General features: G+C 72.1%; 3 protein-coding genes and 1 pseudogene. 1 reads left to right on the forward strand and 3 read right to left on the reverse strand.

Annotation, left to right across the window (positions count from 1 at the left end):
* Positions 1 to 49: 49 nt before the first annotated feature.
* Positions 50 to 15745 (reverse strand): annotated as a pseudogene (locus ACIBLA_RS13265) (SDR family NAD(P)-dependent oxidoreductase); the annotation flags it as partial.
* Between the two features lie 377 nt (positions 15746 to 16122).
* Here ACIBLA_RS13265 and ACIBLA_RS13270 point away from each other — a divergent pair.
* Positions 16123 to 16899: a thioesterase II family protein gene (locus tag ACIBLA_RS13270; protein ID WP_399198594.1), complete on the forward strand. Its 777-nt coding sequence runs from the start codon at positions 16123 to 16125 to the stop codon at positions 16897 to 16899.
* A 48-nt stretch (positions 16900 to 16947) separates the two neighbouring features.
* Here ACIBLA_RS13270 and ACIBLA_RS13275 read toward each other — a convergent pair whose 3' ends face one another.
* Both ACIBLA_RS13275 and ACIBLA_RS13280 read right to left on the reverse strand, forming a co-directional pair.
* Positions 16948 to 17754: an ABC transporter permease gene (locus ACIBLA_RS13275; RefSeq protein WP_363240938.1), complete on the reverse strand. Its 807-nt coding sequence runs from the start codon at positions 17752 to 17754 to the stop codon at positions 16948 to 16950.
* Complete coding sequence (locus ACIBLA_RS13280; protein WP_399198595.1) at positions 17751 to 18722, reverse strand: ATP-binding cassette domain-containing protein; 972 nt, start codon at positions 18720 to 18722, stop codon at positions 17751 to 17753. Before ACIBLA_RS13280 ends, ACIBLA_RS13275 begins: the two co-directional genes overlap by 4 nt.
* Positions 18723 to 18730: the final 8 nt, after the last annotated feature.

Below are 18730 nucleotides of genomic sequence, written 5' to 3' on the forward strand. Positions count from 1 at the left end.
TCCATTCTTCGGTGTTCGGGGCCATGGCAGCTCAGGGATGGGACTGGGCTCAGTCCGCGAGTTCGTTGTCGAGTGCGGCGAACAGTTCGTCGTCGGTGGCCGACTCGAAGTCGCGCTGTCCGCTCGTGCCGTCGTCGGTCTCGGCGTCGCGCCACTGCCGCAGCAGCGCCTCCAGCCGGTTGGTGACCGAGGTGCGGTCGGCGTCCGTCCGGGTCAGGGCCTCGGCGAGCCGGTCGACCTCCGCGAGCGCGAGCGCCGTCGGGTCGGCCCCGTGGTCGAGGAGTTGATCGCCCAGGTGCTGGGCGAGCGCGTCGACCGAGGGGTGGTCGAAGACGAGGGTGGCGGAGAGTTGCAGGCCGGTCGCCGCACTGAGCAGATTGCGCAGTTCCACGGCGGCGAGCGAGTCGAAGCCCATCTCGCGCAGCGCCCGGCCGGGGTCGATCGTCCCGGCGTCGGGGTGGCCGAGCACGGCGGCGACGTGTCCGCGTACGAGCGTGCTCAGGTACGCGTCCTGGTCCGCGCGTTCCATACCGGCCAGCAGCTTCGCCAGATCCTCGGTCGCCGTGGCGACCGGGGCCGCGGCGGCGGTGCCGCGGACGGGCCTCGGGACCAGGGCGCGCAGCATGGCGGGCAGGTCGTCGCCGCGCGAGCGCAGGGCGGCGGTGTCGAAGCGGATCGGCAGCACGGCGGCGTCGGCGACGCCGAGCGCCGCGTCGAAGAGACCCAGTGCCTCGTCGGTGCCGATCGCCGGCATGCCGAGGCGGCGCATCCGCTGCCTGCCCGCTTCGTCCAGCTCTCCGGCCATGCCGGACTCCGTGTCCCACAGGCCCCAGCCCATGGAGACGGCGGGGAGTCCGAGGCCGTGGCGGTGGCGGGCCAGCGCGTCGAGGAAGACGTTCGCCGTGGCGTAGTTGGCCTGTCCGGCGCCGAGGAGCGTGCCGGCCGACGACGAGAACAGGACGAACGCGGAGAGGTCTTCGGTGAGTTCGTGCAGATTCCACGCGGCGTCGACCTTCGGGCGGAGCACGGCGGCGACCCGCTCGGGCGTCAGCGAGGCCAGTACGCCGTTGTCGACCACGCCGGCGGCGTGCACGACGGACCGTACGGGGTGGTCGGCCAGCATGGCGGCCAGCGCGTCCCGGTCGGCGGCGTCGCAGGCGACGAGCGTCACCCGGGCGCCGAGCGCGGTGAGTTCGGCGCGCAGGTCGTCGGCGCCGGGTGCGCCGGCGCCGCGCCTGCTGGCCAGGACCAGTTCGTGTACGCCGTGTGTCTCGACCAGGTGCCGGGCGACGATGGCGCCGAGCCCGCCGGTGCCACCGGTGATCAGGACGGGGCCTTCGATCGCGGCCTGGGCGGGATCGCCGGCGTCGTTCAGGTCCGTGAAATCCGTGAAGTCCGTGATCCTGGTCAGCCGGGGCGCCTCGATCGTGTCGTCGCCGAGGGTGAGTTCGGGCTCGTCGGCGGTGACGGCGCGGGTGAGCAGACGGGCGTCGTCGGTACGCAGATGGACCAGGGTGATCCGGCCCGGATGCTCGGCCTGGGCCGCCCGGACGAGTCCGGCCAGCGGTGCCTGGCTGAGGTGGTCGCCGAGCGTGAGGACGAGGCGGGTGGTGGCCAGCCGGGGTTCGGCGAGCCACGCCGACAGCAGGCCGAGCAGGTCGACCGTCGCGGTGCGGACGGCGTCCGGGACCGGCCCTTCCTGGACGGAGCAGTGGTGGGTGATGACGTCGGGCGCCGGGTCCGGGACGGATGCCAGGTCGGGGTGGACCGGCAGGCCGAGTCCGAGGGTGTCCGCGCCGAGCACCACCCAACTCCGGTCGTCCGCCTCGGCCGTGGCCGGTGCGGAGACGGGGGTGGGGGTGATCCGGTAGAGGGATCGAGGTCCGGCCGAAAGCTGTTCGGCCGACACCGGCCGGGCGACGAGGCCGGTCACCGTGGCGACGAGCCGGCCGGAGGGGTCTGCGACGGTCATGGTCGTCGTGTCCGGGCCCGAGGGTGCGATGCGTACCCGTACGCGCGAGATGGGGTGAGTGCCGGTGTCGGTGTGGAGGGCGACCCCGGTCCAGGCGAACGGCAGCACGGGGCGTTCGTCCCGGGCGCCGAGGAGCAGGGCGTGCCAGCAGGCGTCCAGCAGGGCGGGGTGCATGCCGTACCCCGAAGGGTCGGTGTGCTCGGGGAGTTCGACCTCGGCGAACGTCTCGTCGTTACGGCGCCACGCGGCACGAAGCCCCTGGAACGCCGGGCCGTACGCGTACCCTCGATCCGCCAACTCGTCGTAGGCGCCGTTCACTTCGAGCCCTTCGGCGCCGGGCGGCGGCCAGGCAACCAGATCGACACCGGCCGGATCGGGCCCGGCCACGGTCGCGTTGACGTATCCGGTGGCATGGCGCTGCCACGCACCGCCGTCGGGGCGCGAGTGCAGTCGGATCCGGCGGCGCCCTGTCCCGTCGGGCTCGGCGACATCCACCCGCAGCGCGGTCGCTCCCGCCTCGGGGACCAACAGCGGTGATTCCAGGGTCAGTTCCTCGACGGCGCCCGCGTGCACCTCGCGGCCGGCCCGCATCGCCAGCTCGACAAGCGCGGTGCCGGGCACCATCAGCACGCCGTGCACGGCGTGGTCAGCCAGCCACGGCAGATCGCGTGCGGAGAGCCGTCCGGTGAGGGTGACGGTGTCGGTGTCGGGTGACGGCACGACGGCGGCGAGCATCGGATGGTCCGCCGCTTCCTGTCCCGCGCCCGCCAGGTCGCCCATGTGCGGGGCCGCCTCCAGCCAGTAGCGGCTGTGCTGGAAGGCGTACGTGGGGAGGTCGACGCGCCGCGCCGACGGCAGGAGCGCGGTCCAGTCGACGGGGACGCCTCGCGTCCATGCCTGGCCGACGCCCTTGAGGGCGGTGCGGATCTCGTCCCGGTCGCGGCGCATCAGCGGGACGAATGTGACGTCCTGGCCGGTGGCACAGGCCGGTCCCATGGCGGTCAGAACGGCGTCGGGGCCGATCTCGGCAAAGGTCGTGACACCGTCGGCCTCCATCGTCCGGACGACGTCCATGAACCGGACGGCCTGGCGTACGTGGTCGACCCAGAACTCGACGGACCGCACATCGCCGCTCGTCGCGAACGGGATTCGTGGCTCACGGAGTTCGAGGCCCGCGACGACTTCGCGGAACTCGTCCAGCATCGGGACCATCAGCGAGGAGTGGAAGGCGTGCGACACCTTCAGCCGGGAGGTTTTGCGGCCGAGTGCGGTGAAGTGTTCGGCGACGGCGACCACCGCGTCCTCGACGCCCGAAACGACCACGGAGCCTGGCGCGTTGACGGCTCCGAGCGAGACGGTCTCGCTCAGCAGCGGTGCGACCTCCTCCTCGGTGGCCTGGATGGCGACCATGGCGCCACCGGCGGGCAGCGCCTGCATCAGCCGGCCACGGGCGGCGACGAGCGCGGCGGCGTCGGGCAGCGACAGCACACCCGCGACATGCGCGGCGGCTATCTCACCGATGGAGTGACCGCCCACGGCGTCCGGCCTCATCCCCCACGATTCCAGGAGGCGGAACAGCGCCACCTCGATCGCGAACAGGGCGGGCTGGGTGTAGCCGGTCTGGTTCAGCAGCGCCGCTTCGGGTGAGTCCGGCGATTCCGGATCCGCCCACATCACATCGGTGAGCGGACGGGGCAACTCCTTGTCGAGCAACGTGCACACGCTGTCCAGCGCCGCCGCGAAAGCGGGGAACGTCTCGTAGAGGCCTCGGCCCATCCCCACCCACTGCGAGCCCTGACCGGAGAAGAGACAGCCGAGACCGCCGCCCGAGACGGTGCCACGGACGACGTCCGTCGCCGGGCCACCGTGGGCGAGTGCGCCCAGGGCGGCCCGCAGTTCGTCGCGCGTCCCGCCGGTGACGGTGGCGCGGTGCTGGAGCGCGGCGCGGGTGGTGGCCAGCGCGTGGGCGACGTCCACGGCGGGGGCGCTGTCGATCGTCGCCAGCAGGCGGCCTGCCTGGTTCTGGACGGCCCGCTCGGTCTTGCCGGACAGGACGAGGGGGACGGTCGGGACGAGGGGACTCTCGGTCGCTGTCGGTTCAGGCACCAACGGCTCGGCGTCCGGGGCCTGTTCGAGGATCACGTGCGCGTTGGTGCCGCTGATGCCGAACGACGACACCCCGGCCCGCCACGGCCGGTCGACGGCCGGCAGCTCACGCGCCTCGCTCAGCAGCTCGACAGCGCCCTCGCTCCAGTCGACCTGGTCCGAGGGGGCCGCCACATGCAGTGACTTGGGCGCCTGCCCGTGGCGCATCGCCTGCACCATCTTGATCACACCGGCGACGCCCGCGGCGGCCTGGGTGTGCCCGAGGTTCGACTTGATCGAGCCCAGGAGCAGCGGCGTCTCGCGGTTCTGCCCGTACGTCGCGAGGAGCGCCTGCGCCTCGATGGGGTCGCCGAGCTTCGTGCCGGTGCCGTGCGCCTCCACGACGTCGATGTCCGCCGCCGCCAGGCCCGCGTTGGCGAGCGCGGAGCGGATCACCCGCTGCTGCGAGGGGCCGTTGGGGGCGGTCAGTCCGTTGGACGCGCCGTCCTGGTTGATCGCCGAGCCCCGGACGGTGGCGAGCACCTGGTGCCCGTTGCGCCGTGCGTCGGAGAGCCGTTCCAGGACGACCAGGCCGACGCCTTCGGACCAGCCGGTGCCGTCGGCGTCCGTGGAGAACGGCTTGCAACGCCCGTCGGAGGCAAGGCCGTTCTGCCGGGAGAACTCCACGAACGTCCCCGGTGTGGACATCACCGTCACACCGCCGGCCAGCGCCAGCGAGCACTCCCCCGCGCGCAGCGACTGGGCCGCCCAGTGCAGGGCCACCAACGAGGACGAGCACGCCGTGTCGACGGTCACCGCCGGGCCCTCAAGACCGAGCGAGTACGCGACGCGGCCGGTGACCACGCTGTTGAGGGTGCCGTTGCCGAAGTAGCCCAGCAGATCATCGGGAACGGTGGTCAGGGTGCTGCCGTAGTCGCGGTACATGACGCCCGCGAAGATGCCGGTGTCGGTGCCGTGCAGCGAGTCCGGGTCGATGCCCGCGTGCTCGAAGGACTCCCACGCGGTCTCCAGCAGCAGCCGCTGCTGCGGGTCCATCGCCAGCGCCTCGCGCGGCGAGATCCCGAAGAAGTCCGCGTCGAAGTCGGCCGCGCCGGTCAGGAAGCCGCCCTCGGCGGTGTACGACTGGCCGGGGGCCGCGCCGTGCAGCGACTCCAGGTCCCAGCCCCGGTCGGTCGGGAAGCCCGAGATGGCGTCCACGCCGCCGGAGACCAGCTGCCACAGATCGTCGGGTGAGGCGACACCGCCCGGATAGCGGCAGCTCATGCCGACGATCACGATCGGATCGTCGCGGTCGGCAGCCGTCGCCGTCGTGGCCACGTGCACCGGGGCCGACTCGACCGCCCGCGCCAGCAGATGGTCGGCGAGCGAGCGCGGTGTGGGGTGGTCGAAGACGAGGGTGGCGGGCAGCCGCAGGCCGGTAGCCGCCGCGACCTTGTTGCGGAACTCCACCGAGGTGAGCGAGTCGAAGCCGAAGTCGGTGAAGGCGCGGCGCGGTTCGATGTCGGCCGCGCTGTCGTGGCCGAGGACGGCGGCGACCTCGGCGCGGACGATGCCGAGTACGTACGCCTCCCGCTCGGTCGCGGGCAGTGACGTCAGCTTCACCGCGAACGGCAGCCCGGTCCCGGCGGTGGACTGCCGGGCCGGCCGGCGGATCATGTCGCGCAGGACGACGGGGAGTTCGCCGTCGCGGGAGCGGAGGACTCCGGTGTCGAGCCGTACGGGGGCGAGGGCGGGTGCGCCCGTGGCCACGGCGGCGTCAAACAGGGCGAGGCCTTCCTCGGTCGAGAGTGCGGCGATGCCGGTGCGCCGGATGCGTTCCCGGTCGGCGGCGTCGAGCTGGGCGGCCATGCCCTCCTGGTCCCAGAAGCCCCAGGCCAGCGAAGTGGCAGAGAGACCACGGGAGTTGCGGTGCTCGGCGAGGGCGTCGAGGAAGCCGTTGGCGGCGGCGTAGTTGCCCTGGGCGGCCGGATCGATGGCACCGGTCGCCGACGAGAACAGTACGAAGAGCGAGAGATCGCCACCCAGCTCGTGCAGATTCCAGGCCGCGTCCACCTTCGGGCGGAAGACGGTGTCGAACTGATCCGGTGTCAGCGACTCGACGAGTCCGTCCGCCAGCACGCCCGCCGCGTGGATCACGCCGTCGACGGGATGGGCGGCGAACAGCGCGGTCACGGTGTCGCGGTCGGACACGTCGGCGGCGACGAGCGCCACCTCGGCACCGTGCGCGGTCAGTTCGGCGCGCAGTTCCTCGGCGCCGGGGGCCTCGGCGCCGCGCCGGCTGACCAGGACCAGGTCGCGTACGCCGTGCGTCTCGACCAGATGCCGGGCGACCGCCGCGCCGAGACCGCCGGTGCCACCGGTGACGAGCACGGAGCCGGGCATGCCGTGGTCCGTGCGCGGGGCGTCGGTCGGCTTCGTCCGGGTCCAGCGCGGTACGAGAAGCGTGCCGCCCTCGATCCGGACCTCGGGCTCGCCGCAGCCGAGTGCGGCGCGCAGGGTCTGGTCCGAGATGTCCGCCGCGTCGGGGACGTCGAGCAGGAGGAACCGGCCGGGGTGTTCGGCCCGCGCGGCGCGTACGAGACCCCAGACGGGGGCCTGGGAGAGATCCGGCCCGGCCGTGGCCGGGGCGGCGTCGCGGGTGAGGACAGCGAGCTGCGCCGCCGTGAACCGCTCGTCGGAGAGCCAGTTCTGAAGGGCGGTCAGTACCTGGACGGCTGTCGCGCGGGCGGACGACGGGACCGTTCCGTCGCCGTCCGCGGATTCGACTCGCAGCACCACGACGTCGGGTGTCTCGGCAGTGAGGTCGGCCAGGTCCGTGACCACGGCCATCGTCCCGTCGAAGGGCGTCGTGCCCGAACGCTCCGTCCACAGCGGGCGGTGGAGCGACCGGTCGGCGCCTGTCGTCAGCGCGGCGGCGCTCGCAGGGCGCGTGGCCAGGGACTCCACCGTGGCGACGGGCGCGCCGTCCGCGTCGGCGACCGTGAGCGCCACCCCGTTCTCGCCACGCGCTGTCAGTCTGATCCGCAGATCGCTCGCGCCGGTCCGGTGCACGGCGACACCGCTCCAGGCGAACGGCAGTCCGTCGGCGCCGTGGAAGGCGCCCGCGTGCAGCGCGGCGTCGAACAGCGCCGGGTGCAGCGCGAAGCCGTCCGCGTCCGTGCCCTCGGGCAGTGCGACCTCGGCGAAGACGTCGGCACCCTGCTGCCAGGCGGCCCGCAGGCCACGGAAGACGGGGCCGTAGTCGATACCGGCGTCCGACAGCCGCTCATAGGCGGTCCCCACGTCCAGCGGGGTGGCGCCGGGCGGCGGCCACTGGGTCAGCGAGACGGGGGCCGGCAACTCCTCGGTGAGCGTGCCGCCCGCGTACTCGGTCCACTCCTCACCGGTCGCCCTGCCGTGCACGGACACCGACCGGCGGCCCGTCTCGGACCGCTCGCCCACGGTGACGCGCAGCCGTACGTCTCCGTCGTCCGGCACCACCAGCGGTGCGTACAGGGTCAGTTCGTCGATGGCCGGGCACTCCACGTACGCGCCGGCGTGCAGCACCAACTCGACCAGTGCCGTGCCCGGCAGCAGGATCGTGTCGTGCACGCGGTGCTCGGCGAGCCAGGGGTGGCTGCCGAGGGAGAGCCTGCCGGTGAGGGTGACTCCGTCGGAGTCCAGTTGGTCGAGGGCGGCGGCGAGTATCGGATGGTCGGTCGTGTCCTGGCCGCTGCCGCCGGAGATACCGGCGCCGATGGTGGGTTCGAGCCAGTAGCGGCGGTGTTCGAAGGGGTACGTGGGGAGGTCGACCGGCAGCCCGCCGGGGACCGTCGCGCTCCAGTCGACGGGCACGCCCCGGCTCCAGGCCCGGCCGAGGCCGTCGAGCGCGGTGCGCGGTTCGTCACGGTGACGGCGCATGACGGGGATGAAGGCGGTGTCCTCGCCGGTGACGCATTCGGGACCCATGGCGGAGAGCACGGCATCCGGGCCGATCTCGACGAACGTCGCGACACCTTGGGTCTCCATCTGACGCACGACGTCCACGAACCGGACCGTGTCCCGCACATGGGACACCCAGAAATCGACCGACCGCACATCACCAGCAGTCGCCAACGGGATCTTCGGCTCACGCAGTTCAAGACCGGCGACCACCGCCCGGAAGTCCTCCAGCATCGGCACCATCAGCGACGAATGGAACGCATGCGACACCTTCAACCGCGACGTCTTACGACCCAACACGGTGAAGTGCTCCGCAACAGCGACCACCGCCTCCTCCACACCCGACACCACCACAGAATTCGGCGAGTTGACCGCCGCCACCGACACCCCCTCGCGCAGCAACGGGACAACCTCATCCTCCGCCGCCTGAACCGCGACCATCGCACCACCACCCGGCAACGCCTGCATCAACCGACCCCGAGCCGACACCAACACCGCAGCATCCGACAGCGACAAAACCCCCGCCACATACGCCGCAGCGATCTCACCGATCGAATGACCACCCACCACATCCGGCCGCACACCCCACGACTCCAACAACCGGAACAACGCCACCTCCACAGCGAACAAAGCCGGCTGCGTCATCCCCGTCTGACTCAAAGACAGCCCCTCGGCCGACTCAGACTCAGACTCCGCCCACATCACCGACCGCACCTCACCACCCAGCACATCCAGCACCTCATCCAACGCCCCCGCGAAAACCGGGAACACCTCATACAGACCACGACCCATCCCCACCCACTGCGACCCCTGCCCCGAAAACACAAACCCGAGGCCACCACCGGGAGCCATCCGCAGCGGCGTACCGCCGGACGCGATCTTCGCCAGGGCCGCCCGCAGTTCGTCGGCGTCCCGGCCGACGGCCACCGAGCGGTGGTCGAGCGCGCCTCGTGCGGTCGCCAGGGAGTAGGCGACGTCCCGTGCGGCCACGCCGCCGTCCAGCAGGGTCGAGATGTTCCGCGCCTGGTCGCGTACGCCTTGCACGCTGCGTCCGGAGAGGACCAGCGGGATCACGGTCGCGTCGGCCGGGGACTCCGGACGGGCCGAATCGGGCGCGTCCTGCGAAGGCACGTCCTCCACGGGCGCCTGCTCCACGATCACATGCGCGTTCGTCCCGCTGATGCCGAACGACGACACACCCGCCCGCCAGGGCCGGTCCACCTCGGGCCACGCCCGGTCCTCGGTCAGCAGCTCGACGGCGCCGGTCGACCAGTCGACCTGGTCGGAGGGGTCGGCCACATGCAGGGTCCGGGGCACGACCTCGTTGTGCATGGCCGTGATCATCTTGATCACGCCGGCGACACCGGCGGCGGCCTGGGCGTGCCCGATGTTGGACTTGATCGAGCCCAGCATCAGGGGCGTCTCGCGGTTCTGCCCGTACGTCGCGAGGAGCGCCTGCGCTTCGATCGGGTCGCCGAGGGAGGTTCCGGTGCCGTGGCCCTCCACGACGTCGACGTCCGCCGCCGCCAGGCCCGCGTTCGCGAGTGCGGCGAGGATGACGCGTTGCTGCGAGGGGCCGTTGGGGGCGGCGAAGCCGTTGGACGCGCCGTCCTGGTTGACGGCGGAGCCGCGTACGACACCCAGCACGCGGTGGCCGTTGCGGCGCGCGTCGGACAACCGCTCCAGCAGCAGCATGCCCGCGCCCTCGGACCAGGCGGCGCCGTCGGCGGCTGCGGAGAAGGACTTGCAGCGGCCGTCGGGCGCGAGCCCGCGCTGCTGGCTGAAGTCGACGAACATCTCCGGTGTCGACATCACCGCCACGCCGCCCGCGAGGGCCAGCGAACATTCTCCGGCGCGCAGCGAGCGTGCGGCCCAGTGCAGGGCGACCAGCGAGGACGAGCAAGCGGTGTCGACGGTGATCGCGGGGCCTTCGAGGCCGAAGGTGTAGGAGATCCGCCCGGAGACCAGGCTGCCGCCGCTGCTGCTGGCCGCGTAGTCGTGGTGCATCAGCCCGGCGAAGACACCGGTCTGGCTGCCCCGTACCGCGTCGGGAGCGATGGCGGCGCGCTCGAACGCTTCCCAGGAGAGTTCGAGGAGCAGTCGCTCCTGCGGGTCCATGGTGAGTGCTTCGCGCGGCGAGATCCCGAAGAATCCGGCGTCGAAGTCGGCGGCCCCGGTGAGGAATCCGCCTTCGCGGACGTACGACTTGCCCTCGACGCCCGGCTCCGGGTCGTACACGCCCTCGACGTCCCAGCCTCGGTCGCGCGGGAAGTCCGAGATGGCGTCGACGCCGCCGGACACCAGGCGCCACAGGTCCTCGGGGGACGCGATGTCGCCGGGGTAGCGGCAGCTCATGCCGACGATCGCGATCGGCTCGTCGGTGGTCGAGGCGGTGGAGGCCGGTCCCGTGCCGCCCGACGGGGCGGCGTGCCGGCCGGCCAGTTCGCCGTGCAGGAAGCGCGCGAGGGCGAGTGGCGACGGGTAGTCGAAGACGAGGGTCGCGGGCAGCCGCAGCCGGGTCGCGGAGTTGAGCCGGTTGCGCAGCTCGACGGCGGTCAGCGAGTCGAACCCGAACTCGCGGAAGGCGCGGTTCGGTTCGATGGCGGCGGCGCTGCCGTGGCCGAGCACGGCGGCGGCCTGGCCACGTACGAGATCGAGCAGCCGCTGCTCGCGTTCCGCCTCGGGGAGGGCGAGCAGCGCGCCCTGCCAGGAGTCGACGTCCGCCGCCGCTCCGGCTCCGGCGACGCCGCGTCGGGTCGTCGGTACGAGTACGCGGAACAGGGCCTGCGATTCGGCGCCCTGCTTGCGGAGTTGGGGCAGGTCGAGGCGCGCGGGAGCCAGTACGGCCTCGGGGTGCGAGACGGCCGCGTCGAACAGTTCCAGGCCCTCGTCGGTGGAGAGCGGGGAGATGCCGCTGCGGCTGATCCGCGCCCGGTCGGCGGCGTCGAGATGTCCGGTCATGCCGCTCGCGCTGTCCCAGAAACCCCAGGCGAGGGCGTGTGCGGGCAGGCCGGCTGCCCCGCGGTGGAGGGCGAGGGCGTCGAGATAGGCGTTGGCGGCGGAGTAGTTGGCCTGTCCGGCGCTGCCCGCGAGCCCGGCGAAGGAGGAGAACAGGACGAAGTGGGTGAGGTCCAGGTCCGCGGTGAGTTCGTGCAGGTGCCAGGCGGCGTCCACCTTGGGCCGCAGGACCGTGGCCAGCCGGTCCGGGGTGAGGGATTCGACAGTGCCGTCGTCCAGGACGCCGGCCGTGTGGATGACGGCGGTGACGGGGTGTTCGGCGGGAACGGAGCCGAGTGCGGCGGCGAGGGCGGTCCGGTCGGTGACGTCGCAGGCGAGCGCCGTGACGGTGGCGTCGCCGAGGTCCGTGACGGTGGCGCCGCTGCGGCTGAGGAGCAGCAGATGGCGGACGCCGCGCTCGGCGACGAGATGGCGCACGACGGTCGAGGCGAGCGTGCCGCTCGCGCCGGTCACGACGACCGTGCCCTCGGGGTCCCAGTCGCGGGCGGGGGTGGCCGGGCTCTCGTACGCCCGTACCAGACGCGGCACTTGGAGGGCGCCGGCTCGTACGGCGGTCTCGGGCTCACCGAGCGCCGCGGCCAGGGGCAGGAGACGGGCGAGGTCCGTGGATGTGTCGGGTGCGTCGTGCTCGCTCAGGTCCACGAGCACGAACCGTCCGGGGTTCTCCTGTTGGGCGGTGCGCAGCAAGCCCCAGACGGCCGCTCCGGCCAGGTCGGTGCCGTCGGTCGCGCCGCGTGTCACCACGAGGAGCGTGCCATCGGTGAACCGTTCCTGGGACAACCAGTTCTGAAGATCCGTCAACATCTGTGCGACGGCCGCGTGGACGGCGAGCGGATCGGTGCCGGAGCGGTGGGGCGTCAGCACGACCACGCCGCTCGCCGCTTCGGCGTCGGTCACGTCGTCCAGCGAGTCCGCCGTCCCGGCGCCCACCAGCACGTCGGCCAACGGCGCGACGCCGTGGGCGCGTTCGGTATCCGCCGGGGCGATCACGGTCCAGTGCCGGGCCTCCGGCTCCACGTGGGCGGCCGTCTCCTGCCATTCGACCCGGAACAGCGCGTCGCGCGTCGCGTTCGCGCCGGACGCCAACTGCTCGGCGGTGACCGGGCGCAGGGCCAGCGAGCCGATCGACGCGACGGGGGTACCCGTGGCGTCGGCGACCTCGATGGCGACGGTGCCGGGTGTGGTCGGCCGTACGTGCACCCGCAGGCTCGTGGCCTCCGTCGCGTACAGCTCGACGTCCTGCCAGGCGAACGGCAGTTCAGCACCACCCCGGCTGACGTCGCCGTCGCCGTCGCCGTCGCCGCCGAGCCCGATCGCGTGCAGCGCGGCGTCGAGCAGGGCGGGGTGGATCCCGTACCGGCCTGACTGTTCACGTGCGCCGGATGGCAGGGCGACCTCGGCGAAGACCTCGGGGCCGCGCAGCCAGGCGGTGCGCAGCCCGCGGAAGGCGGGGCCGTACGCGAGTCCGGCGTCGGCGAGCCGTTCGTAGCCGCCCGTGACGTCGAAGGGCTCGGCCCGCTCCGGTGGCCACTGGGTGAGGTCGAAGTCCGGGCGGTGGTGCGCGGCGCCGAGCGTGCCGGTGGCGTGCCGGGTCCAGGGCAGGTCGGCGGGGGCGTCTTCGGACCGGGAGTAGATGGCGACGTCGCGGCGGTCGGAGGCCCCGTCGGCGGGGGCGTCGATGTGGACCTGCACCACCACGGAGCCCTTCGCGGGCAGGATCAGGGGTGCGGCGAGGGTGAGTTCTTCGAGGCTGGGGTGGCCCACCTCGTCGCCCGCGCGGATCGCCAGCTCGACGAAGCCGGTGCCGGGGAACAGCGTCCGCCCTTCGACGACATGGTCGCCGAGCCACGGGTGCGTGCCGAGCCCGACCCGTCCGGTGAAGGTCATCCCCTGGCCGTCGGCGCGCTGGAACGCCGCCCCGAGCAGCGCGTGCCCGGTGGAGATGAGACCGGCCGACGCGACGTCTCCGACGACGGCGGACTCGTCCAGCCAGTAGCGCTGCCGGTCGAAGGCGTACGTGGGGAGGTCGACGCGCCGCACGTCGCCGGGGAACGCGGTGGTCCAGTCGATGTCGACGCCCGCGGCCCACAGGTCGCCGGCGGAGCGCAGGAAGCGGTCGAGCCCGCCCTCGTCGCGGCGCAGCGTGCCGGAGACGGTGCCGTCGCGCTCGCCCGCGTCGAGGCTGTCGCTGATGCCGGGGATGAGGACGGGGTGGGCGCTGGACTCCACGAACGTGCGGAAACCGTCCGCGCCAAGTGCTTCGACGGCGTCGGCGAAGAGCACACGCCGGCGCAGGTTCCGGTACCAGTAACCGGCGTCCATGGCCGTGGTGTCCAGCCAGCCGGCGGTGACGGTGGAGTAGAAGGGGATCTCGGCGGTACGGGGGGCGACCGGCGCCAGTACGTCGAGGAGTTCGTCGCGCAACAGCTCGACCTGGGGCGAGTGCGAGGCGTAGTCGACGGCGATACGCCGCACGCGTACGTCGTCGGCCGTCAACTCCTCGTACAGCGCGTCGAGTCCGGCCGGGTCGCCGGAAACGGCCACGGAGCCGGGGCCGTTGACGGCGGCGATGGACACACCGGGGCGCAGGCGGGGCTCCAGTTCGGCGACCGGGAGCCGTACGGACATCATGCCGCCGGCGCCGGCCAGGGTCCGGGCGATGGCCTGCGAGCGCAACGCGACGACGCGCGCGCCGTCTTCGAGTGTCAGGGCGCCCGAGACGACGGCCGCGGCGATCTCGCCCTGCGAGTGGCCGACGACGGCGTCGGGCCGTACGCCGTACGACTCCCACAGCGCGGCGAGCGACACCATCACGGCGAACGAGACGGGCTGGACGACGTCGACGCGCTCCAGCGAGGGCGCGCCGTCGGCGCCGTGGATGACGTCGATGAGCGACCAGTCGACGAACGGGGCCAGGGCGGTGGCGCATTCGTCCAGGCGGCGGGCGAAAGCCGGTGATTCGGCGGCCAGTCGGGCGCCCATGCCGGGCCACTGGGCGCCCTGGCCGGGGAAGACGAGGGCGAGCTTGCCACCGGTCGTGGAGGCCACCCGTACGGGCATGTCGTCGTCCACGAGCGCCGTCAGTCCCGCGCGCAGCTGTTCGGCGTCGGTGCCGACGACGACGGCGCGGCGGTCGAACGTGGCCCTGCCGCGCAGCAGGGAGTGGCCGATGCCGAGCAGGTCGGGGGTGGGGGCTTCGGCGGCGTTCCCGTCGGTGTCGTCCAGCAGGGACAGCAGGCGGGCGGCCTGGCCGCGCAGCGCGCCGTCGCTCGCGCCGGAGACCGGCCAGGGCACGGCGGCGGGGCCGGCGCTCCCGACCTCGGGCGCTCCGTCCGGCTCGTCGGCCGGCTCGTCGGCCGGCTCGTCGGCCGGTGACTGTTCGAGGATCACGTGCGCGTTGGTGCCGCTGAGCCCGAACGACGAGACGCCCGCGCGCCTCGGCCCTTCCCCGCTCTCCCAGGGCCGCGCCTCGGTGAGCAGTTCGACCGGCCCCTGCGACCAGTCGACGTGCGGTGACGGCGCGTCCACGTGCAGTGTCCTGGGCAGTACCCCGTGCCGCATCGCCATGACCATCTTGATCACGCTCGCCACACCGGCGGCGGCCTGCGTATGCCCGATGTTGGACTTCACCGACCCGAGCCAGAGCGGCTCCCGCCGCTCCTTGCCGTACGTCGCGAGCAGCGCCTGGGCCTCGATGGGGTCGCCGAGCCGCGTACCGGTGCCGTGCGCCTCGACGGCGTCCACCCCGGACGCCTCGATGCCCGCGTCGGCCAGCGCGGCCCGGATCACCCGTTGCTGGGAAGGGCCGTTCGGGACGGTCATACCGCTGGAGGCACCGTCCTGGTTGACGGCGGAGCCGCGTACGACGCCCAGCACCTCGTGCCCGTTGCGCCGCGCGTCGGAAAGCCGCTCCAGCAGCAGCATGCCGACGCCCTCGCCCCAGCCGGTGCCGTCGGCCGCCGCCGCGAACGGCTTGCACCGGCCGTCGGCGGCCAGGCCCTGCTGGAGGCTGAACTCGACGAAGGTGTCCGGGGTCGACATCACCGTCACTCCGCCGGCCAGGGCCAGCGAGCACTCGCCCCGGCGCAGCGCCTGCATCGCGGAGTGCAGGGCGACCAGGGAGGACGAGCAGGCGGTGTCCACGGTCATGGCGGGGCCTTCGAGGCCCAGGGTGTAGGCGATACGGCCCGAGAGGATGCTGCCGGACGTGCCGTTGCCGAGGTAGCCGGCCAGCTCGTCGGGGATCTCGCGGACCCATGACCCGTAGTCGTGGTACATCACGCCGGCGAACACGCCGGTCTGGGTGCCGCGTACGGCGTGCGGGTCGATGCCCGCGCGCTCGAACGCCTCCCAGGACGTCTCCAGGACCAGCCGCTGCTGGGGGTCCATCGCCAGGGCCTCGCGCGGCGAGATCCCGAAGAACGCGGGGTCGAAGTCGGCGCAGTCGTGCAGGAAGCCGCCCTCGCGGACGTACGTGGTGCCGGGCTTTCCCGGCTCCGGGTCGTACAGCCCCTCGGTGTCCCAGCCGCGGTCGGCGGGGAAGCCGGTGACGCCGTCGTCGCCGGCGGCGACGAGCTGCCACAGCTGCTCCGGGGAGGTCACCCCTCCCGGAAACCGGCAGGCCATTCCCACGATCGCGATCGGGGCGTGCTGCCGCTCCTCCGCCTCGCTCAGCTTCCGCCGCGCGTCCCGGAGGTCGGCGGTCGCGCGCTTGAGGTAATTGAGCAGCTTCTCTTCGTTGTTCCCCACCGACGTCACCCATCGCTCCGGTCGAACTCAGCACGGCGCACCAGCACGAAATACCAATCAGCGTTGTCGGCCCTTTACCACGCCCACAATTGATAAGAATTCATCGGCCGGTCAGGCAACGGTCAGGTATGGAGAATCCCCCGACGTTTCCCCGACATTCATTCGATGTCCCGCTCCCAATACGGTCGCCACAATAGCGACGAAGATTTGCCCGAGCCACCCCTAACGGCTGCTCCGAAATCGCTGACGAGGGCGCGGGCACGGGGGATTAGGGGTTGCGTACGGGGGGTCACGCTGGCACGTTGGCCATGCAATTCTCAATCGACGGGTGTGCCCGGAATGAGGCCAGAAACATCATGACTCTCGCATCCAGCGAAACACAGCCGTGGATTCGACGTTTTCGGCCGGCCGCCGCGGCGAGTACCCAACTGGTGTGTCTGCCGCACGCGGGAGGCTCCGCCTCGTTCTTTCTGCCGGTCGCCAAGGCGCTCGCGCCCGAGACCGATGTGCTGGCCGTGCAGTATCCGGGCCGGCAGGACCGGCGCGAGGAGAAAGGCATCGACAACATTCCGGAGCTGGCCGACGCCGTGGCGCGTGAGCTGCTGGAGTGGGCGGACCGGCCGGTGACCCTCTTCGGTCACAGCATGGGCGCGACCGTGGCGTTCGAGGTCGCGCGCCGGCTGCGGGGCACGGACGTGGATGTGCTCGGGGTGATCGTCTCGGGGCGGTGCGCGCCGCCGTGCACGTGTGTGTCCACGCGTGAGCTGTCCACGGACGAGAACATCCTCGACGAGGTCCGCCGGATGAGCGGCACCGATTCCCAGGTCCTCGGCGACGACGACATCGTGAGCATGATCCTGCCGGCGCTCCGCAGCGACTACGCGGCCGTGCAGTCGTACCGGAGCGAGCCGGGCGCCTCGATCCCGTACCCGGTCGTGGCGCTGATCGGTGACGCCGATCCGCAGGTGCCCGTCGATGACGCGCGGGCGTGGGTCGGTCACACGGAGGCGGACTTCGAGCTGCACGTCTTTCCGGGCGGCCACTTCTATCTCAACGACCGGGCCGCCGCCGTCATCGGCACCGTCAAGCACCACATCGCGCGGTGGTCCGCCGCGCGGGACCGCGTCGCCTGAGGCGGCGACACGGCGCGCGCGGCCCGTACAACGGACGTGGTCACGGCGTCACTTGTTGGTGTGCCGGTGGAAGACCCGCATCGTGAACACCGACGTGACGAGCAGGATCGGCACCCACCAGGCGAGCGCCACCCAGGCGCTGTTCCCGACGGGCGTGCCGATCAGCAGCGCGCGTACGGCGTCGACGACCGGGGTGAACGGCTGGTTCTCGACGATGACGCGCAGCACGGTCGGCATGCCGTCCGCCGGTACGAGCGCGCTGCTCGCGTACGGCAGGAACACCAGGATCATGGAGTAGCCGCTGGCGGCCTCGACGCTGCCGGCGATGACCCCGAAGAGTGTGGCGATCCAGGCGATGGCGACCAGGAACACCAGCAGGATGCCGCAGACGGCCAGCCATTCGGAGGCGGTCGCGTTCGGGCGGAAGTCGACCAGGTAGCCGACGCCGATCACCATGACGACGGACAGGATGTTCCGCAGCGAGGCGGAGACCACATGTCCGACGAGGACGGCGGGGCCGAACATCGGCATGGAGCGGAACCGGTCGACGATCCCGTTCTGGAGGTCGCTCGCCACTCCGACCGAGGTCGCGGAGGCGCTGAACGCCACGCTGAGCACCACGATTCCGGCGATCAGATAGTTGACGTACGACGGTCCGCCGGTGTCGATCGCGCCACCGAACATGTAGCGGAACAGCAGGAGCAGCATGACGGGCAGGGCAACGGCCTGGATCATCTGGTCCATGCTGCGGGTGAGGTGGCGCAGGCTTCTGCCGACGAGCACCCCGCAGTCACCGACGACGAGAGCGAACGACGAGCGTTCCTTGGGCGCGGTGGTCGCGACGGCCTGGGTCATGTCGTGTCTCCCGTGGTGGTGCCCGAGCCGTCGCCGAGCGGGCCCCGGACGGCGTTGGCGCCGCTGGTCAGCGTGCGGAACACGTCGTCGAGCGTGGGTTCGTGGAGCGCGAACCGCGTGACGTCGACGCCCTTCTCGGTTGCCAGATTCAGCAGGTTGCGGATGTCCGCGACGCTTTCGATCGGCACGCTGATGGTGTGCTCGTCCAACCGCTCGCCGTCGTAGAGGGCATGAGCCGTCGTCATATCGCCTGCCGCGAAGGTGAGTTCGACGCGTTCCGTGCCGACCTGGGCCTTCAGCTGCTGCGCCGTCCCCTCGGCGACGACCCGGCCCCCGTTGATCAGGGCGATGTGGTCGGCGAGTTGGTCGGCCTCTTCGAGGTACTGGGTGGTGAGCAGGACCGTGGTGCCTGCCGCCATCAGGGATCTGATGGTGTCCCACATCTCCATCCTGCTGGTCGGGTCCAGTCCGGTGGTCGGCTCGTCGAGGAAGAGCACCGGCGGCGAGTTGAGCAGACTGACCGCGAGGTCGAGCCTGCGGCGCATACCGCCTGAGTAGGTCTTGATCGGCCGGTGGGCGGCGTCCACGAGGCTGAACTGCTCCAACAGCTCCCCCGCCCGCTGTAGGGCCGCGGCCTTGCCGAGGCGGAACAGCCGGCCCATCATCACCAGGTTCTCGTGACCGGTGAGCAGTTCGTCCACCGCCGTGTTCTGGCCGGTGAGCCCGATGAGCCGGCGTACGGCGCGGGCGTTGCTCGTGACGTCGTGGCCGCCGATGGTCACGGTCCCGCCGTCGGCGGTGAGCAGGGTGCTCATGATCCGGACCGCGGTGGTCTTGCCGGCGCCGTTGGGCCCCAGCAGTGCGAGCATCGTGCCGCGTTCGACGGTCAGATCGACCGACGTGAGGACCGATACGCTGCCGAACGATTTGCGTAGCCCCTTCGCCTCGATCATGTAGCTGCTGGGCATCCAGGTAC

This window comes from Streptomyces sp. NPDC050433 (assembly GCF_044458565.1).
In the GTDB taxonomy this organism is placed as follows: Bacteria; Actinomycetota; Actinomycetes; order Streptomycetales; family Streptomycetaceae; genus Streptomyces.